Genomic DNA, 23359 nt, shown 5'->3' with positions numbered 1-23359 from the left:
AGTTGCGCCGGGAGGGGGAAGCGCCCTATCCCCTTCCCCAAGCCATGGCCTCCACCGACCCAAGACCCATCCAGAAGGTGCTGTGCGCCAACCGCGGTGAGATCGCCATCCGCGTGTTTCGCGCCTGCAACGAGCTTGGAATCCGCACCGTCGCCATCTACAGCGACGAGGACCGGACGCACGAGCACCGTCACAAGGCCGATGAGGCCTACCGCGTGGGCCATGGCAAGCGCCCCGTGGAAGCCTACCTGGGCATCGACGAAATCCTCGACGTGGCGGAGCGGGCCGGCGTGGACGCCATCCACCCCGGCTACGGCTTCCTGTCGGAGAACGCGGACTTCGCCGAGGCGTGCGAGCGCCGGGGCATCCGCTTCATCGGCCCCCGCTCCGCCGTCGTGCGGACCATGGGCGACAAGGTGGCCGCCAAGGCGCTGGCGAAGCAGGTGGGCGTGCCCACCGTGCCGGGGACCACGCTGGAGGGCGATGACGTCCAGGTGCTGAAGCGCGCGCGGGAGTTCTTCGCGGAGCACGGCGGCCCGGTGCTCGTGAAGGCGGCCCACGGCGGCGGCGGACGCGGCATGCGCGTGGTGCGCGAGGAGAAGGAGCTGGCGGCGGCGCTCGACTCGGCGCGCTCGGAGGCGAAGAGCGCCTTCGGCTCCTCGGCCGTGTTCCTGGAGAAGTTCCTGGAGCGGGTGCGACACATCGAGGTGCAGCTGCTGGGAGACCTGCACGGGCAGCTCGTCCACCTGCACGAGCGCGACTGCTCGGTGCAGCGCCGGCACCAGAAGGTCATCGAAATCGCCCCCGCGCCCAACCTGGCCCCGGCGCTCAAGCGCGCCATCTGCGACGCGGCGGTGCGGCTGGCGAAGGAGGCGGGCTACAGCAGCGCCGGCACGGCGGAGTTCCTCGTCGCCGACGACCACTTCTACTTCATCGAGTGCAACGCGCGGCTCCAGGTGGAGCACACCGTCACCGAGCAGGTGACGGGCGTGGACCTGGTGCAGAGCCAGATTCGCATCGCGGAGGGCCACGCGCTCGGCTCGCCCGAGGTGGGCATCCCCTCGCAGGAGTCCATCCAGCCGCGCGGCTTCGCGGTGCAGTTGCGCGTCACCACCGAGGACCCGTCCAACAACTTCATGCCGGACGCAGGCGTCATCACCGCCTGGCGCGCGGCCACCGGCTTCGGCATCCGGCTGGACGGCTCCAACGGCTACACCAACGCGCACATCTCCCCGTTCTACGACTCCATGCTGGTCAAGGTCATCGCCTATGCGCCCACGTTCCAGGGCGCGGTGATGAAGGGACAGCGCGCCCTGCGGGAGTTCCGCATCCGAGGCGTGAAGACGAACCTCCCCTTCCTGGAGAACGTGCTGCACCACCCCGCGTTCCAGGCCGGAGAGACCTACACGCGCTTCATCGACGAGACGCCGGAGCTGTTCCACCTGGTGCCCCGGAGAGACCGCGCCAGCAAGCTGCTCACCTATCTGGCCGAGGTCATCGTCAACGGCCATCCCACCATCAAGAGCCACCAGCGGCTCAAGCCCACCCAGTTCATGGAGCCGCGCCTGCCGGTGGCGCCTCCCGGCCCCCCGCCCCGAGGCACCGCGCAAATCCTGGCGGAGAAGGGCCCTCGTGGGCTGGCCGAGTGGGTGCTCGCGCAGAAGCGCGTGCTCTTGACGGACACGACGATGCGGGACGCGCACCAGTCGCTGCTGGCGACGCGCATGCGCACCCGGGACGTGCTGCGGGTGGCTCCGGCCACGGCGCACCTGGCGTCGGACCTGTTCAGCCTGGAGAGCTGGGGCGGCGCGACGTTCGACACCGCGTACCGCTTCCTCAACGAGGACCCGTGGGCGCGGCTGCGCGCGCTGAAGGCCGCGGCGCCCAACCTGCTGCTCCAGATGCTGCTGCGTGGCGCCAACGCCGTGGGCTACACCAGCTATCCGAACAACGTGGTGGAGGCATTCATCGACGAGGCGGCCGAGGCGGGAGTGGACGTCTTCCGCATCTTCGACAGCCTCAACGACCTGGGCAGCATGGAGGTCTCCATCCGCCGAGTGCTCAAGACGGGCAAGGTGGCGGAGGTGGCCATCTGCTACACGGGCGACGTCGCCAACCCCAAGCGCAAGAAATACACGCTCGACTACTACGCGGACCTGGCGAAGCGCATCGAGGATTCGGGCGCGCACTTCCTGTGCATCAAGGACATGGCGGGCCTGTTGCGTCCGCGCGCGGCGGCCATGCTGATGGACCGGCTGCGCGAGGTGACGAAGCTGCCCATCCACCTCCACATGCACGACACCGCGGGCAATGGCGTCGCCAGCTACCTGGAGGCGATTGAACACGGGGTGCACATCGTCGACGTGGCCCTGGGCAGCATGGCGGGCCTGACGAGCCAGCCCAGCCTCAACGCCCTGGTGAGCGCCCTGCGCGGCCACCCGCGTGAGACGGGGCTCGCGAACGCGCGGCTCCAGCCGCTCGCCAACTACTGGGAGGACGTGCGCGAGTACTACGCCCCCTTCGAGAGCGGCCTCAAGAGCACGACGAGCGAGGTCTACTACCACGAGATTCCAGGCGGCCAGTACTCCAACCTCCGGCCGCAGGTCGCCGAGATGGGGCTGCTCGGCCGGTGGAACGACGTGAAGGACGCGTTCGCGCTGGTCAACGTGCTGGTGGGCGACATCCCCAAGGTGACGCCGTCGTCGAAGATGGTGGGCGACTTCGCCATCTTCCTCTTGAAGAACGACTTGATGGTGCGCGCGCCCACGCTGGCGGAGGCCGCCACGCTCACGCACGCGAAGCTCATCGCGGAGGCGCCCCGGCTGGACTTCCCTTCCAGCGTGGTGGGCTACTTCCGGGGCGAGCTGGGCCAGCCGCCCAACGGCTTCCCCGAGGACCTGCGCGCCGCGGTGCTCAAGGGCCTGCCGCGCGTGGAGGGCCGCCCGTCCGCGAGCCTCCCCGCGTTGGACCTGGAGGCCCTGCGCACCGAGCTGTCGAAGAAGACGGGCCAGGCGCTGTCGCGCGTGGACGCCATCTCCAGCGCGCTCTACCCGCGCGTCATGGCGGGCTACCTGGACGATGCCGCGCGCTTCGAGGACGTCTCCATCCTCGACACGCCCAACTACTTCTACGGCATGGAGGTGGGACAGGAGATCTGGGTGGACCTGGAGCCGGGCAAGACGCTGGTCATCAGCCTGTCCGCGGTGGGCGAACCGGACGACGACGGTCTGCGCACCGTCTACTTCGCGCTCAACGGCCACAACCGCACGGTCCAGGTGAGGGACCGCAGCCGCGCGGCTCGCGTGGAGTCGCGCCGGCAGGCGGACCGCGCCAATCCCAACCACGTCGCCGCGAGCATGCCCGGAACGGTCATCGCCGTGCACATCAAGGCGGGGGCCGCCGTGACGGCGGGCGCGCCGCTCGTCACGCTGGAGGCGATGAAGATGGAGACGGTGGTGCGAGCGCCTCGCGCGGGCACCGTCGCGGAGGTCGCCACCACGCTGAAGGGCTCGGTCCAGGGCGGAGACCTGCTCGTGGTGCTTCAGTAGGGGCGCGAGAAGGAACAGCGGAACGTTGAGTGTGGGCGCGGCCTTTGACATGGTCGCGCCCCATGAAGCGTGCACTCCTGTCCTTCCTGGCCCTGGTGTCCTGCGCCACTCCCTCCGCGACGTCTCCGTCGGCCTCAGAGGCCACGGCGGGCGCCGCATCCACCCCGCCCCAGACTCCCGCGCTCCCGGAGGAGGTGCGTCTGGCGGACCTGCGGCAGATGACCTTCGGCGGAGAGAACGCCGAGGCCTACTGGTCCTTCGACGGCAAGCAGCTCTCGCTCCAGGCCCGTCACGACGGCATGGGGTGTGACCGCATCTACCGCATGGCGGTGGACCCCGCGAGCAGCGCCGCCGCCACGGTGACGCCCATCTCCAGCGGCCAGGGCGCGACGACGTGCGCGCACTTCCTGCCCGGTGAACAGGAGGTCATCTACGCCTCCACGCACCTGGGCGGCGAGGCGTGCCCGCCCAAGCCCGACCACTCGATGGGCTACGTCTGGGCGCTGTACGACACGTACGACATCTTCAAGTCGAACGCGGATGGCAGCGGGTTGACGCGGTTGACGGAGACGCCGGGGTACGACGCGGAGGGCACGGTCTGCGGGAAGGACGGCTCCATCATCTTCACGTCCGTGAGGGATGGGGACCTGGAGCTGTACCGGATGGACCGCGACGGGAAGAACGTGAAGCGGCTGACGCACACGCCCGGCTATGACGGCGGCGCGTTCTTCAGCGCGGACTGCTCCAAGATTGTGTGGCGCGCGTCGCGCCCGCAGCCCGGCAAGGCGCTGGACGACTACCAGGGGCTGCTCAAGCGCGGCCTGGTGCGGCCGACGAAGCTGGAGCTGTACGTGGCCAACGCGGACGGCTCGGAGGCGAAGCAGATCACCTGGCTGAACGGCGCCGCCTTCGCGCCCTTCTTCCACCCCAATGGCAGGCGCATCCTCTTCGCCTCCAACCACGGCGACCCGAAGGGCCGCGAGTTCGACATCTGGGCGGTGGACGTCGACGGTTCCAACCTGGAGCGGATTACGTACGCCCCGGGCTTCGACGGCTTCCCGATGTTCTCGCCGGACGGCAAGTGGCTGGCTTTCTCCAGCAACCGCGCCACCGCGCAGGGCAAGAGCGACACCAACCTGTTCATCGCCCGCTGGGTGGACGACGCGAAGCCCGCCTCGGGTGCGCCGTCGGCCGCCGCGGACCGCATCCGCGGGGACGTGACGTTCCTGGCCGCGCCCGCGCAGGAAGGCCGGGGCATCGGCACCAAGGGCCTCGACGCCGCGGGGGGACTCATCGAGACGCGGTTCCAGGAGCTGGGCCTGACGCCCGCGGGTGACACCGGGACTTTCCGGCAGGCGTTCCCCGTGACGACGTCCGTGCAGCCTGGAGCTGGGACGCAGGTGCGGCTCGGGAAGACGGTGCTCCCAGCGGATGCGTACACGGTGCTCGGCTTCTCCGGGCAGGGACAGGCGCAGGGCGCGCTGGTCTTCGCCGGTTACGGAATCGTCGAGCCGTCGCTCAAGGTGGACGACTACGCGAAGCTGGCGGTGAAGGGGAAGGTTGTCGTGGTGCGCCGCTTCGTGCCGGACGCCCCCGAGTTCTCCGACACGGACAAGCAGCGGCGCTTCGGTGACCTCCGCTACAAGGCCTGGCAGGCGGCGCAGCGTGGCGCGAAGGCGCTCATCGTCGTGGACTGGCCGCAGGCTCCCACGCCCGCGCAAAAGGAGTGGCAGATGCCTCCCGAGGCGACCCTGCCCGCCTTGCATCCCGAAGGCGTGGGCGACGCGGGCCTGCCGGTCGTCGTGGTGAAGCGCGCGGCGATGGAGCCGGTGATGAGCTCGTTGCTGGCGCGCAAGCGCGTGGACGCGCAGGTCGACGTGAAGCTCGAGTTCGAGCAGCGCTCGGCCTTCAACGTCGCGGCGGTGCTGGAGGCTGGCGCGGGCAAGCTGCCGGGGACCATCGTCGTGGGCGCGCACTACGACCACCTGGGCTTCGGTGGGCGGGGCTCGCTGATGCCGGACCGGCACGAGCCGCATGTGGGCGCGGATGACAACGCCTCTGGCGTCGCGGCCATGCTGGAGATTGCTCGCACGCTGAAGGAGCGCCGTGCGGAGCTGAAGCACGACGTGCTCTTCCTGGCGTTCTCGGGTGAGGAGACGGGGTTGCTCGGCTCCACGCACTTCACCCGGCAACGAGGGGATGCGGGGATGAAGCAGGTCACCGCGATGCTGAACCTGGACATGGTGGGCCGGCTGCGCTCCGGTGGGCTGTCGGTGCTGGGCGCGGAGTCCGCGACGGAGTGGGGACCGCTGCTCGCGCGTGCTTGCGACGAGGCGCGCGTCACCTGCAACCCGAGCGGTGACGGGTATGGCCCGAGCGACCACTCGCCCTTCTACGCGGCGGGCGTGCCGGTGCTGCACTTCTTCACGGGAGCGCACTCGGACTACCACAAGCCCACGGACACCGTGGAGGGCATCAACGCGGTGGGTACGGCGCAGGTGGCGCGCATCGTGTCCGCCGTGACGGTGGGCCTGGATGGGACGACGGCGCTGACGTACCGCAAGGTCCCCTCCCCCACGCCGCGTGGAGACCTGCGCAGCTTCAACGCGTCGCTCGGCACGGTGCCGGACTACGCGGGCCCGCCCAACGGACAGAAGGGCATGTTGCTCGCGGGAGTGCGCGCTGGAGGCGCGGCGGACCAGGCGGGAATGCTGCGCGGCGACATCCTGGTGCGGTTGGGCAGGCACGTCATCAGCGGCGTGGAGGACCTGATGTTCGTCCTCAACTCCTCCAAGCCGGGTGAGACGGTGGAGGCGCGAGTGCTGCGCGAGGGCAAGGAAGTCCCGCTCCAGGTGACGTTCCAGGAGAGCAAGCGCCCGCGATAGACACGCCATGGGGCTCCAGAGAGCCCCGAGAAGCCGAATCACAGAGCGGGCCCGGATGGCGTTCCAGCAGGACGCCCCGGGCCCGCGGTGTTTTCGAGCACAGGGGCGGCGGGAGTCCACCCCGCGGACAAGGCCATGGGAAACCCCGAGCAGGACACGCTGTTGCCCGCTCTCGCCTTCAGCATGTCCACAGCGTCTTCGCTCCGGGCACGAAACTCCGGCCATTGGCGGCTCCCCCAAGGGGGCCATCGCAGCGACAAACACCTGAAGCCTGTGCAGGTCTTCGTGCGGCCTCTCACGAACCAAGGTTCCAGCAGGAGTCAATCACACACACCCACAGCATAACACCAACGCCCGCACAACGATTTACTCCCCGTGCGTATGATAGCGGGGCACGTCAACGCGCCCCTTCACCCACACAGGAGTGTCACGATGAACAGTCGTTCCGCCACGCTGTTGCTCGGTCTCGTGTGCCTCACCACCCTGCCCCAGGCAGCGTTTGCGCAGTCGAACGAGGGGCCCTTCTTCAGCAAGGCGCATCTGGTGGGCCACTGGCAGAACTCGCCGGAGTCGGCCGCCATCGAGCTCTCCCTCAATGCGTACACCGCCTATATGCGGAGCGGCTTCGGGCCCGCCCTCCGCATGAACTACTTCAGTTGCCAGGACGGCCTCATCCGGACCGATTGCAACCAACTCCAAGGCCCCTTCGTCGTGGACTGGCAGCTCAGCGCCTACCTGAACGCGTCGCCGGGCGCCAACCACCTGCGCGTCTATCTGGATGGCAATGGGTTCATGACTGGCTTCGGTCCGCTTTTTGGCACCTACTACTACCGGACCTGCTACGGCGACACGAGCCCATTCGGCTATGGCGTCAACAGCTACATCCTGATGCAGTCTGGCTCGAACATCTACGGGCCGGTCCCCGGCCTGTCGTGCCTGCCGCGACTGTAGTCCCGCGTCAGTGAGCGCTCGGAGCCCGGTGGGCGGGGCTCCGAGCGTCACGCATTGGAGACACATGCGTGACATTGCCTGTCTCCGGAAGGCGTCCGGGAGGTTTCAGCCTCCCCCTCGGACCGCGGCCTCGATCTTCGCGATGTCGATCTTTCGCATCGTCATCATCGCATCCATCGCACGCTTTGCCGCCGCCTTGTCGGGGTGGGTCGTCGCATCGAGCAGCACGCGCGGCGTGATCTGCCACGAAAAGCCCCAGCGGTCCTTGCACCAGCCGCAGGCGCTCTCCGCGCCGCCATTGCCGACGATCGCATTCCAGTAACGGTCGGTTTCTTCCTGGTTCTCGGTCACCACCATGAAACTGACCGCCTCGTCAGGCTTGAACGCCGGCCCGCCGTTGAGCCCGACGAAATCGCGGCCGAGGACAGTGAACTCCACGGTCAATTCGTCCCCCGCCTTGCCTTCGGGAAAGTCGGTCGCGGCTTCGTGGACCGGTCCGACGCGGCTGTTGGGGAACACGCTGGCGTAGAATTCCGCGGCCTTGCGCGCCTCGCCATGGTCGAACCACAGGCAATTGATAATCTTCTCCGCCATTTCGCTTACCCCTTCCTTGCACCGACCAGCGCGAACACCGCGCCTTGCGGATCGACCCCGTTCATCGAGAAATCGCCGCCGGGGATTTCGTTCGGACCGTTGATCACCCGCCCGCCATGGGCCTCGATTGCCGCCTTCGCCGCGTCGATATCAGCGACGCGGAAATAGTGCGACCAGGCGGGCCCGGGGGCGCCCGGCATCATCGGCATCACCGCGCCGATCATGCCGCTCCCCTTTGAGGCTGTGCTTCGCCGCGATGCATGACTGAGGAACTCGTATTTGCCGAGCGGCCCCATTTCCATGTCGCCGTCCTTCACCCAGCCGAAACGCTGGCCATAGAAGAGCAGCGCGGCGGCGGGGTCGGGTGTCATCAGCTCGTTCCACGCGCAATGCCCGATGCGCTTGCGCTCATAGGAGAAGGCGAGGCTCTCCTTGCCCTCCTGACCCGGCGGCGGCTTGGGCGTCATGACGTAGAAGACGGCGCCCTGTGGATCGGCGACCATCGCAAAGCGGCCCTGCGGAATCTCCGTGGCGGGCATCAATACCTTGCCGCCTGCATGTTTGATCGAAGTCAGTGCCTGATCGATATCGTCGACCGCGACATAGCCCAGCCACAGGGGTCGCGCGCCGTGCTGCTGCATCTCCGCGGACAGCGTCAGCATGCCGCCGACCATGCCCTCGGACCCTTCGATCATGGCATAGCCGGGCTCACCCTCCGACGCCCCGATCGTCCAGCCGACAACTTTGGAATAGAAGGCGCGCGCGCCGTTGGCGTCGGGGGTCATCAACTCGTACCAGATGAAGTCGCCGTGCATGTCACTCCTCCCATTGGATGAATGGGCACGAAGCCGCCCCAGAACATCCAGGCCGGTTCGTGGCGTCGGTGGAGGATGTTTGTTTGCCGTCGGTCGGTCCCTTCTAGACCTCTTCAAACGTCGTCCCGGTGGCCCCCATGCGTTCCAAAGCGTCCTTGATGTCCTCCCGGACGATCAGCACGATGGCCCAGCCCTGGGGGCGGAAGATCTTGGCGTCACCCACCTGCTCCGAGTCAATTCGAATGCCCCGCACATCTCGATACTTCCCTAGTTTCTCGGGCCGTCCATCTTCATGGGTCCATTTCCTGATGTGCCTGGAGGCTCGCTCGTCAATGCATTGAATGAGCTGAGTCGCGACGAGAATGAAGAACGGTTCAGACTGGCCCTCAATCTGCACGGGCATGGTCTGCACCTCCTCGGAAGCAAGTTCCGAAAGGACGGACGCCACTCGGGCGTGGACCACGGGGGCAGCGAACGCCGCCCGCGAGAAGTCGAGTGCCCTGCCAGGAACAGTGACGGGGAGATTCAATGCCCCTAGCTCCGGAAGCCGTTCGCCCCGATAGAACATCCACGGGTCATCTACCTCCCGACCGTGAACATCCGTGGGGGTGCCGAGTAGCCATCGCCCCCCAATGCGCATGTCGTCCTTCAGGTCGAAGTACCGCTTTGGCATGAAGCCCATTGTGGCGGTCCTAGGTGCCCGTCACCAGTCTATTGAGATCGCTCCCAGGCGAGCCGATTTCCCCGGCGAGGTCGCGCAGTTCCGCAGCGAGCGCCTCGCGACATCGCTGCATGGTGCGACACCCCTCGGTTGCGTCAGACAGGCGTTGGAAAACTGTTTCGTGGTACTCCTGCGGGTGGGGCCCTTTGTGACCCTTGACATGAACGATGTTGGCCGAGTCGTTCAGCGACATGCCCGCCTTGTCGAAGATCGCCTGAAACTGAGGCGACCACGGGCCTGCCTTCTTCGTGGACTTCCACCACTTGTTCGTGGCGATGTGATGGTCGTGCCCCTCCGTGTCCACCGGAGCAGCAGCCGCGCCCGCCATGGTCCAGGCCACCGCATCAGGAGCGAGCGCCACGGTGACGGCCCCGCCCGACACAGCCACCGCGCCCACTTCGCCCACGAAGGCGAGGCGGAGGCCCGCGCGGTCCCCAGCCAGCGCCGCGGCCTGGGCGGACCCGGGCAGCGTCGGCACCTTGTTCGCGAAACCCGCCGCCGTGTTCCCCACCGCCACCGTTGCCAGCAGCACGAAGGCACGCGCCGCATTCCGGCCCATGACCTCTCCATAGCGCTCCCCTGCCTCGCGCAGCTCGTCGAACGTGGTCGCCCGGTCCGCCACTTCCACCAGTCGCTTGAAGCCCTCTATCAGCGACCAGAATGTGTCGACCCCAAGGTAGACAATGGCTGTCGCGGTCATCACAGCAGCCAGGCCCTTGCTCACGGGCTCCGGCACGGACCACAGGACCATGTAGAGGGTCATGGTCCACAGTGCCGCCGACAGCGCGGCATGCGGGTCGGCCATGTCCTTGAACGCTTCCAACATCTCTTCCAGCACCACGCCTTGAGCCAGGGCCATCGTCAGCGCATAGCGCCCGTCTCCACTCACGATGGGGCCGTCCACCAGCAGTCGCAGACAATCGCCCTTGCGTCCGGTGCGCTCGCACCAACGCAGATATGCCCGCGACAGCTCCACCTCCGCGGGCGGCATGTCGGCAGCCAGTGCCTCTCCTTCCAGCGGCGTCATCTGTCGGGTGCGCGGGTTGAAGAGGTACGCGCCGCTGCGGGCCTCCACGTCCAAGAGACTTCGCGCGGACCGCTCGGGATGCGCCGAGGCCCGCATCTGCCGCGCCAGCCGGGCCATGGCCTCCTTGAACTCGCGCCGCTCCACCTCCACCGGCCCGGCATCGTCACTGTGCGGCGTGAAGACGACCGGCGGCTCCTGCCCCGTCTCCAAGCGCACCACGCGTCCCGAAGCACAGCCTGTCAGCCAGACCAGCAGCAGCACCACCGTCATGCGCCGCACGCTCATCGAGCCCTCCAACAGGAAAGGGCTCCATCTCCAAGACAAGGCCAGACCATGGCCGCGATCTGGACCTGCATCTCCAGAAACTCAAGCTTTATCCGACGCCTCCTTCCTGCGACGCTGCCGCCAGGAGGAAGTCCATGCACACCGCCCGAGTCGCCGTCCTGCTGTCCGCGCTCTTCCTGACCACCGTCGGATGTGGGGGCGAGCCATCACCGGAGCTGGAGCCCAGACAGGAGGAACGCTCGGCGACAAGCGCCCTGGCCGGAGTTTGCGACGGCGTCACCTGCAGTGGCCATGGCGTCTGTCGTGACGAGGCCGGCGCCGCGCGCTGCGCCTGTGACGAGGGCTTCACCGGGACAGCCTGTGCCACGCGGGGTGGCGACTACGGCCGGCGCACCCTGCTCGTCCCGGGCCTTGCCGACCCCGACGTCTACAAGGAGCACGACGACCTGTTCTTCCTGGCTGGCACCGGCAACGGGTGGCAGCTGCCCATCTACGAGACGAGAGATCTGACGAGCTACCAGCTCAAGCGCTCCTACGACCCGTCCGTGGCCGACCCCGTGTATGACTACTGTTTCCTCTGGGCGCCGGACCTCGGCAAATACGACGGCGTGTACCAGCTGTTCTTCTCCGCGCACCGGGTCCCCAACGGCGCCGCGTGCCCTCCGTCCGGCCAGGAGGTGACGACCTTCGTCACCACCGCGCCCGACCTGAACCTCCAGTTCGGCACGCCCCAGCCCATCAACGCCAACACCACGTGGCCGCGCACCTCCACCGGCACCGCGTGCCTGCCGCAGGGCTGCAACCGGAACATCCGCATCGACTCGGCCACGTTCAATGACACCTCGGGCCGCTGGTTCTTCTATGTCTGGTTCGACCGGGGCAACAACATCTCCTCCTTCAACACCGCCGCTCCCGGCACCGTCTACAACCACGCGGGCCCGGCTGTCTTCACGACGCCCGCCTACGAGGAAGGCATCAACGAGGCCCCCGAGGTCTTCAAGCGCAATGGCCTGTACTACCTGCTCCTCAGCGGCGGTTGGTACAACAGCCAGTACGCCATGTATTACATCATGGGAGACTCCATCCCCCAGCTCACGCGGGCCCGCGCGGTGCGGCGGCTCTCCCAACCCCTGCGCAACACCGCCGGCCGGCTGGTGCAGAGCCACGGCCACAACGTCATCGTCGAGCGCCGGGGTGAGTACTTCAACGTCTTCCACGTCGGCGCCTTCGACGCCGCGGGCAACCTCACCTCGCGCAGCACGTACAAGCAGCGGGTCGCCTTCAAGCCGGACGGTTCGCTGCACTCACTCAACCAGGTGAACGTCCGGTGGAACAAGCTGACCGGGTACAGCTACTCGCTCGACGTCGTGCTGCGCGACGGCACGGTGGTGGGTCCATGCCTGTCCGTGGGCGTCCTGGGACAGACCAACAAGACCGTCTTCGACGGCGTGTGCCGCAGCGCTGGGGACCGCGTGGTGACCAAGGGCGACATCGCCGCCTTCCGCCTCTTCTATTCCAACAACAACGTCTGGGGCCCCTCCGTCGAGCGCGCCTATGACGGCATCTCCGACGACGTCGCATTGGACCTGCCGGGTGGCTACACGCCCTTCGTGGACCTGAGCTGGAGCGAGGAGGAGACCACCGCCCAGTACTCCATCGACGTACAGCGGCGAGACACCGGCGCGTGGATTGGCCCCTGCATCGGCGTCGGCTCCGTGAACAAGAGCCTCTCCTGGACCTACCAGGGCCGCTGCGACACGGCCGGCATCAACGTGCCGTACTCCAACGTCCAGGCCTTCCGCGTCTGCTCGGCGGTGAATGGCGACTGGGCCCGCGCCCGCTGCGGCGCCACGCCCTACGACGGGCGTGGCATGTCTTCGCACGTCGTCATCCCCTGAGCGTCCTGCTCACGCAAAGCGCGCCCCTGGCTCAGAACAGGTTGGCGATATCCTTCACGGGCTGGGGAGCGGCATCGGTGCTCCCCAGCGCGCCCATGGCGCCTCCGAAGATCATGGAGGCCGGGCTGGTCGATGACCCGGACAACGACGGCGCATACCTCGTCTACGGCGATTGGCTCCAGGGACAGGGCGAGTAGCGGCTGGACCCACCTCTCGCCAGCGCCGATTATTCGGCAAATACTAGAACACCGCACGCATCGACAAATCCGTGAAAGGGACACGACCGAAGCCAAAGGCTGGCGGCGTATCCCCTTTGTCACCGAGTCGGGCCGGCCCTTCTCAGCGGCACACACATCTTGAACGGAGAATCCCTGTGCGCGTTGTCTCGTTCCTTGCGTTCCTTCCTCGCTGGCTCGCCCTGGGGTTGAGCCTCTTCGGTGTCCAGGCGCTCGCGGGGTATGCGCCCTACGCCGACGGCTATGTCATCCACGCCACCGACACCACGAACCGCTACGTGGTGGCGGGTGGCGCGAGGTTCTTCATTCCCCCCGCGGAGTGGAGCAACTACGCCTTCGCCCCCACGGCGTCGCAGCCCCAGGCCACCATCAACTCCTATGAGGTGTTTCCCCAGGACGGCACGCTGCTGCTCGAACTCAGCGAGTCAGCCATCTACGTCGTGGTGGGCGCGAGGGCCTGGTGGGTTCCGAACCCCACGGAGCTGGGCTTCTGGGATGACACCACGAGCGTCAACGTCGTCCCGAACGGGTCGCGAGACGTCTTCAACAACCCCACCTACAGCGCGCTGATCAAGGACCGCACGTCGAGCGACGTCTATCTCTTCGTCGCGGGCGCCAAGTTCCCCGTCACCGACCCCGCGGACCTCGCCTACTTCGGTGGCGCGGGCGCCGTGAAGGTCGTTCCCCTGGGAACGGCGGGTCAATATACCAATGAGGTGTATTGCGGAACGCTCCTGCGCGAGCGTTCGAGCAGCACCGTGTATTACATGGGCTACCACTCCAGCACGACCCCCATGGTCAAGGGCGTGGCGACCGGAGTCACCGCGGATGGCGTCGTGCCGGATGGCGCGCTCTCCTCGTTCTCGCTGTACCCCGGCATCCCTTCCTGCATCTGGTAGCGCGCTGACTCCGGGGGGCCGGGAGTTCGCCGGCCCCTCGGGGGTTGCCCTTCCTCAGCGGACCTGAATCCGCCGCCGGCACATCATCACTCGTAGCGCCTCCACGCGGTGCCGTCGAACGAGGCCACGTCGTCGCGGCCAATGGACCACAAGACCTCTTCCGCTGTCGCCAGCCCGTAGCACGTGGGCACTCCCGCCTCGCCGAAGTCGACCTCGACGAGCTTGTTGCCCTCCAGCGTGTACAGCGCGGACAGGGTGGCGACGTAGAGCTTGCCGCGGAACCAGCACAGGTCCCACAAGTCGCTCGTCACGTCCTCCGCCCAGGCAATCGCCGCGAAGGAGGTTCCGCGCCCCTTGAGCAACACGCCCTGCTGCCCCGCCACATAGACGGTGCCATCCGGCGCGCAGCAGACGGCACCGAGGATGACGCTCGTGGGACTCTCGCAGGGCGACCAGTTCTTCCCGTCGTAGCGCCACACCTCTCCGCCCCAGCCCGCGGCGTAGAGGTCGGTCTCGGAGAAGCCGTCAATGGCCTCGAAGCCGGCCTTCTCCGTGGCCGCCGCGAGCGGCGCATTCATCGCCACCCATTTCGCATCACCGACGCGCTTGTAGACCTGCCGTTTCATCCCACAGGCATAGACCCACCCGGCGATTTCACGCGCGTTGCGAATCATCACCGGCGCGGGCTTCAGCGCCTCCTTCTTGCTCTTCCCACCGACGTAGGTGACGACCTCCCCATCCTCGCCAATCACAACCATCTTCTCCGAGGGCTGCCGCGCCACCGCGATGGCCGTCGAGTTCCAGGTCGTGTCCACGCCGTCGGCCCAATCCCCTCCGTCGACGCTCACCACACTGGTATGGGCTATCTCGTCCTTGAGCAGCGTCTTGCCCTTGCTGATGATGTAGACGAGGTCATGAAACCGTGCTGCACCTCGGACGAACTCTCGTGTTGCGACAATGGGGTTTTTCATGGGGCGCTCGGCGGCTGACTACCCCACCTCGCCGAACGGACCCAAGTGCGACGACGGCATCCGCCGCCGCCGGTCACAGTTCGCGAGAAATTCACGCATTCGAATTCTCTCTTTCTTGGTAAACAAGCCAGCGAAGGTCGAGAACCCGACTCTGGAAGGACCCAAGAGAATGCGTGCCCTGAACAAGCTTTCCGTTGCGGCGGTGTGTGTCTTGTGGCTCGGCGGTTGCGGCGCCCCGGAGATGGACCTGGGCGGCGATGGCGTCGCGCGTCAACTCGAGCAGGACTTCGGTGGCCCGAACGGACTGATGGAGTTCTTCGACAGCCACACGGAGGCGGAGATCCGGGAGGCACTGGGGCAGTACGGCGTCGGCTACCGCATCCATGGGGAAGTCTCCGAGGCCGCCATCCGCGACTGCCCGAAGTACTTCCCGTCGAGCGACCGGAACGTCTGGCACAACTTCGATGGCGAGTACTACTTCATCGACACCGCGGGCCGACCGAGCCGGGCATACAAGAACCTGCCGCCCATCGCCGCCGCGGCGCGCGTCGACGCCTGCCAGACGAGCGTCGGTCAATGGGGCGACGCGGAGAACTCCAGCAACGACTATGACGGGGGCCACCTCATCGGCTCGCAGCTCGGGGGTTGGGGCGGACGGGCGAACCTGGTGCCGCAGGATGCCAACTTCAACCGGGGCAACTGGGTGCAGCTCGAGAACAAGATGGCCAGGTGCGGGAGTCTGCCGAGCAACCGGCTGCGCTACACCATCGGCGCGAACTATCCGAACTCCACCGCGCTCATCCCCAACAACATGACGATGGAGCTCCGCAACCAGTCCTCGGGCGCCAGCGTGTCCCTGTCCTTCTCGAACACGGACGGCGGCGGCTCGAGCGGCACGGCCACCCGGACCCGTGGCGTGGACTTCCTGACCAGCCAGGGCTGCAACTGAGCAGTCCGTGCGTGATGCCATCGCCCCAGCCATGGCAATGACTGAAGTGTCTTGGTGAGTGGCCGCGCGGCCGCGAACTTCCGGGCCGCGCGGAGCACCTCGTTCAGCCGATTCGTCCATGAGACTCAAGGGCTTGTTGGCTGGTGGCCGGCGAACGTTGGCCATCCACATGTTGCGCGCCGAATCGTCGCGAGCAAGAAGAGGTGTCGTTCATTCCACGAGGCGGACGGTCCATTCCGGACTTCGTCCTGCTCTACGGGGGGGAGACACTCGATGCAAAGCCGTCCTGGTGTGCCGTGGTCGTGGGGGCTGGGCGTGATGCTGGCCTTGTCGCTGGGGGCGTGTGGCGTGGAGCCCCTGGAGGAGAAGGTCCGTCCTCCAGAGGATGGGGTGTCGCAAGAGGACAACAGGGCGTTGACGCGTGAACGTCTGGAAGCCTCGCTGACGTGGGACCCGTATGCGGACGCGGTGGCGCCGGGCACCACGGCGACGGTGCTCAACGCGAGCGCGGCGCTGGGCGCTCCGGACGGGCACGCCGCGACACTGCTGGGCTTGCTCAACTCCGCGCTGGTGCTGGACCTGGGCCAGGGAGAGGAAGGCAACGGCGACCTGCGCGTCTACTACCAGGGCCTGTCATTGGCGCTGGTGGCCCAGGTGGACTTCCTGAAGGCGGATGGGACGCTCATTGCCTCCAGCCCGTTGCACCTGGTGGAGCTGGGCCTGGGGACACATGTGGCGGTGGCGAGGTACCCTGGGAACAAGCCCTATCGCTACGTGCGCCTGAGGGGCGCGGTGCTCGCGCTCTACCTGGTGGACGCGGTGGAGACGTCGCTGCGGCCCATCTGTGGTGACGGGGTGCTGGGCGGATTCGAAATCTGTGACGATGGCAATCAGCTCTCTGGAGACGGCTGCAACAGCGTCTGCGAAGTGGAGCCGGGCTACACCTGCACGGGACAGCCGAGCGTCTGCGACAACAATTCAGCGCCCACGGTCGAGGACGTCCACGCGACCACCCCCGAGGACACCTCGGTGGGCATCACCATCCCCGTGACGGACCCGGATGGCGACGCGCTTGTCTTCTCCTACACCACGCCGAGCCACGGCACGCTCACAGGCACGGGGGCCTCGGTGACGTACACCCCGGATGCGAACTTCGCCGGAGCGGACTCCTTCCAAGTCACTGTCTCCGACGGAGAGAAGCAGGCAACGGCCACCATCTCCGTCACGGTGACACCCGTCAATGACGCGCCCGTCGCTGCCTCCGCCTCGGTGACGGTGAGCTACAACACGTCGACGCCGGTCACATTGACGGCCACCGACGTCGACGGGGACGCGCTCACGTACACCGTGACAGCGCATCCCGCTCACGGAACCCTGTCCGGGACGGGCGCGCAGTTGCTCTACACGCCGGACGTGGACTTCCAGGGGGCGGACTCGTTCACCTTCACGGCCAGCGACGCCGCGCTGACCTCCAATACCGCCACCATCACCCTCACCGTCAGGGGGCCGCCTGTCTGTGGCGACGGCTCCGTCGACTCGGGTGAGGTGTGTGACGACGGCAACCGCGTCGCGGGGGACGGCTGCCGAGCGGACTGCCAGGGCGTGGAGGTGTGCGGCGACGGCCTGGTTGACAGCACCACGGGAGAGCAGTGCGACGATGGCGGCACGACGCCCGGAGATGGCTGCGATGCCACGTGCCAACTGGATGCCTTCTCGAATGTTCCTCCCACTCTCGTCAGCGGGACGCTGAATTGCACCACGGCCAACACGAACACGGGGCGCAAGGCGGCGGTGGATGCACTGGGGCGCTTCTACGTCGTCATGAGGTGCGGTGGCGCGGTCCATGTCAGCGTGAGCGTGGACCGTGGCCTCACCTGGGTGGGGCCCACTCCCCTGGGCATCACCAACGCGGCGGAGGTCGCGATTGAAGGCGGCCCCACGGGCGTCGCCTACGTCGCGGCGACGGCGAGCCCGGGCGTGCTGATATTCACCCGGACCGTCGACGCGGGAGCGAGCTGGGAAGCGCCGCGAACCCTCGGCGCGGCGGCCAACCCCGTCCTCAGTCTGGATTCCAGGGGCGACGCCCTCTACATCTCCGTCTCGCGCGGCAGCGTCGGGGTGCGCGTCCTCCGGAACTTCGCGCGAGGCGCGAACGACTTCATCGCGACAGACGTGGACCAGGCCAATGTCTACTTCGACGTCCTCGTGGACAAGATCAGCGGAGATGTCTTCTCGGTGAGTGACTCCCCCGCCTTCCGCATCCGCCGCAGCAGCGACCAGGGGACCAGCTTCGGCCCGCTGAGCTCCCCACCGGGGCAGGCTTTCTTCTCGGACTGGACGGGCTCCAACGGCTTCATCTACGCCACGGGCTCCAACGGGGACAACAACGTGGACGTCATCCCCATGTCCGCGCCGGGGACGAGCACCCAGGTGGCGGGCCTCCCCACGGACATCGGTGCCGGTTCCTTCCGGACGATTGACGCGGACGCGCTCGGCAACGGCTACATCGCCTCCCAGCGGGGGACGGGCGACATCCAGTTGGACCGGATGCTCGTGGGAGCCACCCTGATTCTGGCCACGGATGCCAGGACGGTGGGGCCGGGCGCCGCGCCAGCGGTCGCGGCGCTCCCGTCGAATGGCGGCGCCCTGGTGGCCTACACGAACGGCACCAGTGTCTACGCCTCGGTGGTGGTGTACTGAATCCACGGAGTCCCTGATGCGCGCCTTCCAAGCCACACGGGAGGCGCGCATCCCTGTCGCAGACGGTGCCCCTGTCCATCCCCGCTGTCCCCTCTCCTACCCTCGCCTCACTTCAACCCGTATTGCTCAGCAACAACAGCGCGAGGCCCGTGAGTGCGAGGGAATACAGCGCGCTGTCGAAGAGGTGTCGCAAGAGGCTCATCCACCAGGACTTTCGCGAGAGGGCCCCCTACCCACTGCAAAGGGGGCACCACGCGGCCTTCAGTCGGGCGACGTACAGGCGGGTCTCACGGCCGCGTGCGAGTGGGACGCGGCACGTGAGCGGGGGCGTTCCACCAGGACGCACAACCCCCGAGGTGGGGCCCTCACGCGAGATGAGGTCATTGCCCTGACTGCAGAAACTGGATGGCGCGAAGCAGCTCCGGGTCCCTCCCCGTGGCGAAGTCAGAGGCCTCCGGCGCCACTTCGATATCCGGGACGATGCCGACGCCATGGAATCGTCCGCGATCTTGAAAGAGCACCTCCATGCCGGTGAAGGTCAGATAGAGCATTCCGGGCACCCTCACTCGGGTGACGTTTCCATTGACGGCGGCGCTGCGCCGGCCGATGACCGTCACGCGGTCCGCTCCCGTCAACATCATGGAGAGGTGCTCCGCCGCCGAGGCCGTCTCCGGCCCCACCAGCAGCACCATGGGCCCCGAGAAAGAAGGCTCGAGCACCGGCTGCTCTTCATAGACGAGCTCCTCCCAGTCGAGGTGGTCGGGCCCCGACCATCGGGGGATGCGGAGGTACGGCGTGAGGTACGGATGTGGAATCAGGTGCTGCACCACGTCGTATGGGTTGACGCTGGGATACCCGCGCATGTCCAGGACGAGACCGCTGGCATGTCTGGCCTGATGAAGTGCCTCCACGTAGTCTCGGATGTCATACAACACCTCCTCCCCCAGGTTGATGTAGTGCAGCGACGGAGCTCCCAGGTCCACGAGGCTTCCCGCGGCACGGCGCGAGCGGGAGCCCAGGACCTCCGCGAGCGCCTCGTACGGCTGGGGTTGGACCTCCACCGAGCGGAGGTGCCCATCCACTCCTCGAAGGCCAAATACCGTGGGACCCTTCAAGTCCTGGAGCCGCCAGAAGGCGAAGTTGAGCTGACTCTCCGGAGTGGAGCCGGAGGTCCGCGGAAGCTCGTCCGCGAGCCAGTCCGTCATGGACCGCCCTCCCACGCTCACCAGCACGTCGCCCTTTTGAACCTCCGGGAGCGCCGAGCGATTGACCACGGGCTTGCCGTCCACCTGGTCCAGCATCACGGGGAAATACCCCGCGGGTGCCACGCCGACGAGTTGCACGAAGGCGTGACCGTCCCGAAGCACCTCGCTGAAGCGTTGCATCAGCCTCGACAACTCCATGCGTTGAGTCACGGGCCGCGCGTCCACCTGGGCCAGGGTCTCCATCAATCGCTCGTCGATGCCGTCTCCCACGACGGGGAAGTACGGGAAGAACCACCGGGTGGCTCCATGGGCGATGACGAGGGCCGCGCGTGCCACGCCGTTGGAGGCCACGCTGGGTGGCACCGGCTCCAGCGACGGCGTGCGGACCGTCAGTCCGGGCCGCGTCCCTGGCGTGTCCCGGCGCACGGGAGGCGGGACGCGCGTCGACACGAGCTGCTGGAGGACATGCTCCATGCCCGTGAGGCCCGATGTCCCCACGGGCCTCGGCAATGAGAGGGCCAGGTCAGCGGGAATGACGTCGGGCAGAATTCCCTCCGCATCCTCCAGCAACGCCGTGCGAACCACCACGCCCCGCGCGCCCACGGGCATCCACCGGCTCTCCGCCACCGCCGTGGTGAGCGGCGCTCCCACGAGCCATGCTCGCCGCGCCATCCGCAGCTCCACCGCGAAGCGTGCCGCGGCGGGCGCCAGTCGCGGCCCGGTGAGCAACACCACCGGCAGGTCCCTGTCTCCCAGTGGGCCATGGGGCGCCAGACTCCGCGGCTCGACGCTGTTCGTGTAGAGGCGGGAGGGGCGCGCCTCATCGGACAGCCCTTGATGGACACGCACGCGGTGCGACCCGCGCTCGACGGGAGCGCGGCTGGCCACCCCCAGGGCCCGCGCCAGGGCCTCTTCCAGGCCAGGAGCCGCGGGCAGCCCACGCAGGTCGATGACCACCGCCTGGGTACCCCTTGGAAGCGAGAGCCCACCGGTGCCCGGGCGGACATGGGCCAGGGGTCCGAAGGACAGCACATGCGCCCGGCCCAACCCATTCGCGGAGGCGTCCAGCGCGCATGCGGGTTCCTGCGCGGACGCATAGGTGACGATGGCTTCATCCCAATCCACCCGGGGACCTTCCAGCGCGACCACCAGCGCCTGGTCCGCTTCCGAGTAGCTGGGGCCCGTTCCAAAGAAGCGGACCTGGGCATGCGCCTCGGAGAAGGCCACGGGCGCAGGCTTCGTCCCGGCGGGGCCCGCGAGCACGTGCTCGCACCAGTCCTTGGCGGAAGGCGGTGACTGAGCCACGGCGCCGCTCGAAACGAGCGCCATGGCCAGCCCGGCCTTGCGGAGGAAAAAATCCAATCGAGGCATCGCGTGAGCTCTCCGGTCAGGGCCAGAAGGAGTTCCGGCGGGCCGCTCAACGTACGCGATTTTCTTGAATATCGGCTTTACGCCCTCGAGTCCTGTCGGGATGTCCTGAGCAAGACATTCGCGGCGCCGTGCCGGCCCTCGCGAGAACCAGTAACCCCGTTGACAGGTTACGAGACTTCGAGCATATGCTTCGCAAGTAACCATTCAGACAGGTTACTTGATTCCATCCGACGCGGAGGCGCACCCATGCAACTGGAAGGCAGGAAGGTGATTGTCGTTGGGGCAGGCTCGGGCATTGGCCGGGGTGTGGCCATCGCCGCGTCGGAGGCGGGCGCCCACGTGGTGCTGGCGGGGCGCAAGCAGGAGACGCTGGAGGCCACCTCGAAGCTGATGAAGGGCCACCGCGAGGTGCGCGTGCTGGACGCCTCGGTGGAAACGGAGGTGGCGGCCTTCTGTGAAGCAGTGGGCCCCTTCGACCACCTGGTGAGCACCGTGAGCCAGGGCGCCGTCGGGCCCCTCTCCGGGCTGGGCGCCGCGGCGATAGAGCGGGCCTTCGCCGCCAAGCTCTGGGCGCCCCTCTTCCTGGTGAAGCATGCCGCGCCGCGCATCTCCCCGGAGGGCTCCTTCACCTTCTTCTCCGGCTTCCGCGCCTGGAAGCCCGCCGTCGGCACCTCCATCACCAGCCTCGTCAACGGCGGGCTGGAGGCCTTCACCAAGGCCATGGCAGTGGAGCTGGCGCCGGTGCGGCTCAACGCCATCTCTCCGGGCGTGGTGGACTCCGGCTCCTTCTGGGACCGACTCGGCGCCGAGGCTCGCGAGCGACTCTTCGCGGACTACGCCAGCAAGGCCCCCGCCCGCCGCGTGGGGAGCACGGAGGACCTGGCCGCCGCCACCCTCTTCGCGATGACGAACCCCTTCCTCACCGGCACCGTCCTCTGCGTGGACGGCGGTGGGGTGCTGATGTGAGCGGGCGCCCTCCGATGAATCGACTCCCTCCGCGCGCGCTCGCGGCCGTGTCCCTGCTGCTCCTGGCCGTGCTCCTCCCCTCGCATGAGGCGAGCGCACGGGAGAAGTCACTCCAGCAACAACTCGTGGGGACGTGGTCGCTCGTCCTGGTGGACAACGTGCTCCCGGATGGAAGCCGGGTGCGGCTCTATGGTGCCGAGCCCCAGGGCCTGCTCATGTTCGATGGTCAGGGACACTACTCCCTCCAGATCCTCCGCGGGGGTCGCGCCCGGTTCACGTCCAGCGACAAGAACCAGGGGACGCCGGAGGAGAACCAGGCCACCGTGCGAGGGACCAACTCGCACTTCGGCCGGTACGCGGTGAACGAGGCGGAGCGCACCCTCACCTTCCGCATCGACCATGCCTCGTTCCCGAACTGGGAGAGAACGGAGCAGCGGCGCGCCTTCGCGCTGACGGGCGACGAGCTGACGTACCGCGTCCCCGCGCCGACGACGGGTGGGACGGGGACCGTCGGCGAGGTGAAGTGGAGGCGCGTGAAATAGCGGCGACGGACGCGCCGACCCCGAGGCCAGCCCCCCTGTCTCGACGTCGAGGTCAGCCGACCCGGAGGCGTGGCTGCTCGACGGTGAGCGCGGTGTTCGACTCGGTGGTGCCCCGCGCCCTGCTCGCGTTGGGGCGCCGGGCCACGACAGGGGCGCTCCCGCCGAGCCAGTCCCACTTCTCTCCGTCCCACAACTGCTCGCGCCAGCCGAGCTGCGTCGCCGCCTCGCGCGCCTTGTCGCCGTGCGCGATGAGCGACCAGCCCGCGCGGGACTGCTTGCACTCACCACTCTTGAACTTGAGGAGGCGGCGCGGCCCCTCGGCTTCCTCGCGGTCCGCGTCCCAGAGCGCCTGCTGCTTGCCGCCAGGCCCTTCGTAGTCCACGCCGTTCCACTCACACCAGGCGATGACGTCCTTGAGCCGAACCAACTTCGCGCTCCGCGACAGCGAGAGTTCCGTCACGGCCGCCACGAGGAGGCCCGGAGAGATGACACGCATGCAAGAAGCCCCGTTGCAGGTCAGCGAGTCCGGCCAACCTACTGCGGGGGTGTAGGCGAAAGGTCCATGACGACTCCATGCCTTTGTCATGGTTCTGTCATGCCGCACTGCCAGCTTGACTTATGGCGTCGTAAGCATCGCAAGGCGTCATCGCTCGCGACGCACAGCGCCAGGGCGAGCTCACCCCGGCGCTCTCGCCTCCCGGGTCGTCCTTCCAGGGCCCGCGCCTGGCGTCGAAGGCCCGCTGGCGGCTCGGACGAGCGGGGAATCGGGTGAACCGCGTGGCAACAGTGATGCGAT

17 protein-coding genes are annotated in these 23359 nt (G+C 67.6%); 10 read left to right on the top strand and 7 right to left on the bottom strand.

The annotated features are described in order from the left end of the window. The first annotated feature begins 44 nt into the window (after positions 1–44). From HUW62_RS12100 to HUW62_RS12090, 3 genes are all read left to right on the top strand, one after another. Entirely contained in the window at positions 45–3548 is a 3504-nt protein-coding gene (locus HUW62_RS12100) for a pyruvate carboxylase (protein WP_163867220.1), read from the top strand. Positions 3549–3610: 62 nt separating this feature from the next. Next, positions 3611–6433: a M20/M25/M40 family metallo-hydrolase gene (locus HUW62_RS12095; protein WP_163867219.1), complete on the top strand. Its 2823-nt coding sequence runs from the start codon at positions 3611–3613 to the stop codon at positions 6431–6433. 432 nt (positions 6434–6865) lie between these two features. Next, positions 6866–7384 carry a hypothetical protein gene (locus tag HUW62_RS12090; RefSeq protein WP_176434509.1) on the top strand — a complete coding sequence of 173 codons (519 nt, stop codon included), beginning with the start codon at positions 6866–6868 and terminating at the stop codon, positions 7382–7384. A 105-nt stretch (positions 7385–7489) separates the two neighbouring features. On the opposite strand, the gene HUW62_RS12085 is transcribed toward HUW62_RS12090, so the two are convergent. From HUW62_RS12085 to HUW62_RS12070, 4 genes are all read right to left on the bottom strand, one after another. Beyond that, entirely contained in the window at positions 7490–7978 is a 489-nt protein-coding gene (locus HUW62_RS12085) for a VOC family protein (RefSeq protein ID WP_163867217.1), read from the bottom strand. A gap of 5 nt (positions 7979–7983) precedes the next feature. Next, the gene (locus HUW62_RS12080) at positions 7984–8793 is read right to left on the bottom strand and encodes a VOC family protein (RefSeq protein ID WP_163867216.1); all 810 of its coding nucleotides are present in this window, start codon (positions 8791–8793) and stop codon (positions 7984–7986) included. A 103-nt stretch (positions 8794–8896) separates the two neighbouring features. After that, positions 8897–9475, bottom strand: coding sequence for a DUF1629 domain-containing protein (locus HUW62_RS12075; protein WP_368670392.1), 579 nt, complete (start codon positions 9473–9475; stop codon positions 8897–8899). A 10-nt stretch (positions 9476–9485) separates the two neighbouring features. Continuing rightward, the gene (locus HUW62_RS12070; protein ID WP_163867215.1) at positions 9486–10826 is read right to left on the bottom strand and encodes an AHH domain-containing protein; all 1341 of its coding nucleotides are present in this window, start codon (positions 10824–10826) and stop codon (positions 9486–9488) included. Positions 10827–10960: 134 nt separating this feature from the next. Here HUW62_RS12070 and HUW62_RS12065 point away from each other — a divergent pair, with 134 nt between their 5' ends. The 3 genes from HUW62_RS12065 (at position 10961) to HUW62_RS12055 (ending at position 13859) form a co-directional block, all read left to right on the top strand. Continuing rightward, positions 10961–12724, top strand: a complete 1764-nt coding sequence (locus HUW62_RS12065) for a family 43 glycosylhydrolase (protein ID WP_255203386.1) — start codon at positions 10961–10963, stop codon at positions 12722–12724. Between the two features lie 77 nt (positions 12725–12801). Continuing rightward, complete coding sequence (locus HUW62_RS12060; RefSeq protein ID WP_163867214.1) at positions 12802–12921, top strand: TIGR02996 domain-containing protein; 120 nt, start codon at positions 12802–12804, stop codon at positions 12919–12921. Positions 12922–13097: 176 nt separating this feature from the next. Next, positions 13098–13859, top strand: a complete 762-nt coding sequence (locus HUW62_RS12055) for a hypothetical protein (protein ID WP_163867213.1) — start codon at positions 13098–13100, stop codon at positions 13857–13859. An 86-nt stretch (positions 13860–13945) separates the two neighbouring features. Here the strand turns inward: HUW62_RS12055 and HUW62_RS12050 are convergent, their stop codons facing one another. After that, positions 13946–14830 (bottom strand): hypothetical protein, encoded by an 885-nt coding sequence (locus HUW62_RS12050; RefSeq protein WP_217911279.1) that lies wholly within the window; start codon positions 14828–14830, stop codon positions 13946–13948. A 169-nt stretch (positions 14831–14999) separates the two neighbouring features. Between HUW62_RS12050 and HUW62_RS12045 the strand changes: the two genes are divergently transcribed. Both HUW62_RS12045 and HUW62_RS12040 read left to right on the top strand, forming a co-directional pair. Further along, on the top strand, positions 15000–15779 hold the full coding sequence (locus tag HUW62_RS12045) for a DNA/RNA non-specific endonuclease (protein ID WP_176434508.1): 780 nt from the start codon (positions 15000–15002) through the stop codon (positions 15777–15779). A 273-nt stretch (positions 15780–16052) separates the two neighbouring features. Next, complete coding sequence (locus HUW62_RS12040) at positions 16053–18479, top strand: Ig-like domain-containing protein (RefSeq protein WP_176434507.1); 2427 nt, start codon at positions 16053–16055, stop codon at positions 18477–18479. Between the two features lie 380 nt (positions 18480–18859). On the opposite strand, the gene HUW62_RS12035 is transcribed toward HUW62_RS12040, so the two are convergent. Beyond that, complete coding sequence (locus HUW62_RS12035) at positions 18860–21055, bottom strand: S41 family peptidase (protein WP_240356540.1); 2196 nt, start codon at positions 21053–21055, stop codon at positions 18860–18862. A gap of 246 nt (positions 21056–21301) precedes the next feature. Here HUW62_RS12035 and HUW62_RS12030 point away from each other — a divergent pair, with 246 nt between their 5' ends. Both HUW62_RS12030 and HUW62_RS12025 read left to right on the top strand, forming a co-directional pair. After that, positions 21302–22021, top strand: a complete 720-nt coding sequence (locus HUW62_RS12030; protein ID WP_163867210.1) for an SDR family oxidoreductase — start codon at positions 21302–21304, stop codon at positions 22019–22021. A 14-nt stretch (positions 22022–22035) separates the two neighbouring features. Continuing rightward, positions 22036–22563 carry a lipocalin-like domain-containing protein gene (locus HUW62_RS12025; protein ID WP_176434506.1) on the top strand — a complete coding sequence of 176 codons (528 nt, stop codon included), beginning with the start codon at positions 22036–22038 and terminating at the stop codon, positions 22561–22563. Between the two features lie 52 nt (positions 22564–22615). Here the strand turns inward: HUW62_RS12025 and HUW62_RS12020 are convergent, their stop codons facing one another. After that, positions 22616–23059 (bottom strand): hypothetical protein, encoded by a 444-nt coding sequence (locus HUW62_RS12020; RefSeq protein ID WP_240356538.1) that lies wholly within the window; start codon positions 23057–23059, stop codon positions 22616–22618. Between the last annotated feature and the right edge of the window lie 300 nt (positions 23060–23359).

Origin of the sequence: Myxococcus sp. AM011 (assembly GCF_013372595.1) — a bacterium.
GTDB lineage: Bacteria > Myxococcota > Myxococcia > Myxococcales > Myxococcaceae > Myxococcus > Myxococcus eversor.
This window is presented reverse-complemented; position numbering and strand designations above follow the sequence as displayed.

Coding starts and splice junctions, on each gene's coding strand:
- HUW62_RS12075 (WP_368670392.1), bottom strand. CDS start 9,475: ATGGGCTTCATGCCAAAGCGGTACTTCGACCTGAAGGACGACATGCGC.
- HUW62_RS12070 (WP_163867215.1), bottom strand. CDS start 10,826: ATGAGCGTGCGGCGCATGACGGTGGTGCTGCTGCTGGTCTGGCTGACA.
- HUW62_RS12100 (WP_163867220.1), top strand. CDS start 45: ATGGCCTCCACCGACCCAAGACCCATCCAGAAGGTGCTGTGCGCCAAC.
- HUW62_RS12030 (WP_163867210.1), top strand. CDS start 21,302: ATGCAACTGGAAGGCAGGAAGGTGATTGTCGTTGGGGCAGGCTCGGGC.
- HUW62_RS12020 (WP_240356538.1), bottom strand. CDS start 23,059: ATGCGTGTCATCTCTCCGGGCCTCCTCGTGGCGGCCGTGACGGAACTC.
- HUW62_RS12095 (WP_163867219.1), top strand. CDS start 3,611: ATGAAGCGTGCACTCCTGTCCTTCCTGGCCCTGGTGTCCTGCGCCACT.
- HUW62_RS12065 (WP_255203386.1), top strand. CDS start 10,961: ATGCACACCGCCCGAGTCGCCGTCCTGCTGTCCGCGCTCTTCCTGACC.
- HUW62_RS12085 (WP_163867217.1), bottom strand. CDS start 7,978: ATGGCGGAGAAGATTATCAATTGCCTGTGGTTCGACCATGGCGAGGCG.
- HUW62_RS12040 (WP_176434507.1), top strand. CDS start 16,053: ATGCAAAGCCGTCCTGGTGTGCCGTGGTCGTGGGGGCTGGGCGTGATG.
- HUW62_RS12090 (WP_176434509.1), top strand. CDS start 6,866: ATGAACAGTCGTTCCGCCACGCTGTTGCTCGGTCTCGTGTGCCTCACC.
- HUW62_RS12045 (WP_176434508.1), top strand. CDS start 15,000: ATGCGTGCCCTGAACAAGCTTTCCGTTGCGGCGGTGTGTGTCTTGTGG.
- HUW62_RS12035 (WP_240356540.1), bottom strand. CDS start 21,055: ATGCCTCGATTGGATTTTTTCCTCCGCAAGGCCGGGCTGGCCATGGCG.
- HUW62_RS12050 (WP_217911279.1), bottom strand. CDS start 14,830: ATGAAAAACCCCATTGTCGCAACACGAGAGTTCGTCCGAGGTGCAGCA.
- HUW62_RS12025 (WP_176434506.1), top strand. CDS start 22,036: ATGAATCGACTCCCTCCGCGCGCGCTCGCGGCCGTGTCCCTGCTGCTC.
- HUW62_RS12080 (WP_163867216.1), bottom strand. CDS start 8,793: ATGCACGGCGACTTCATCTGGTACGAGTTGATGACCCCCGACGCCAAC.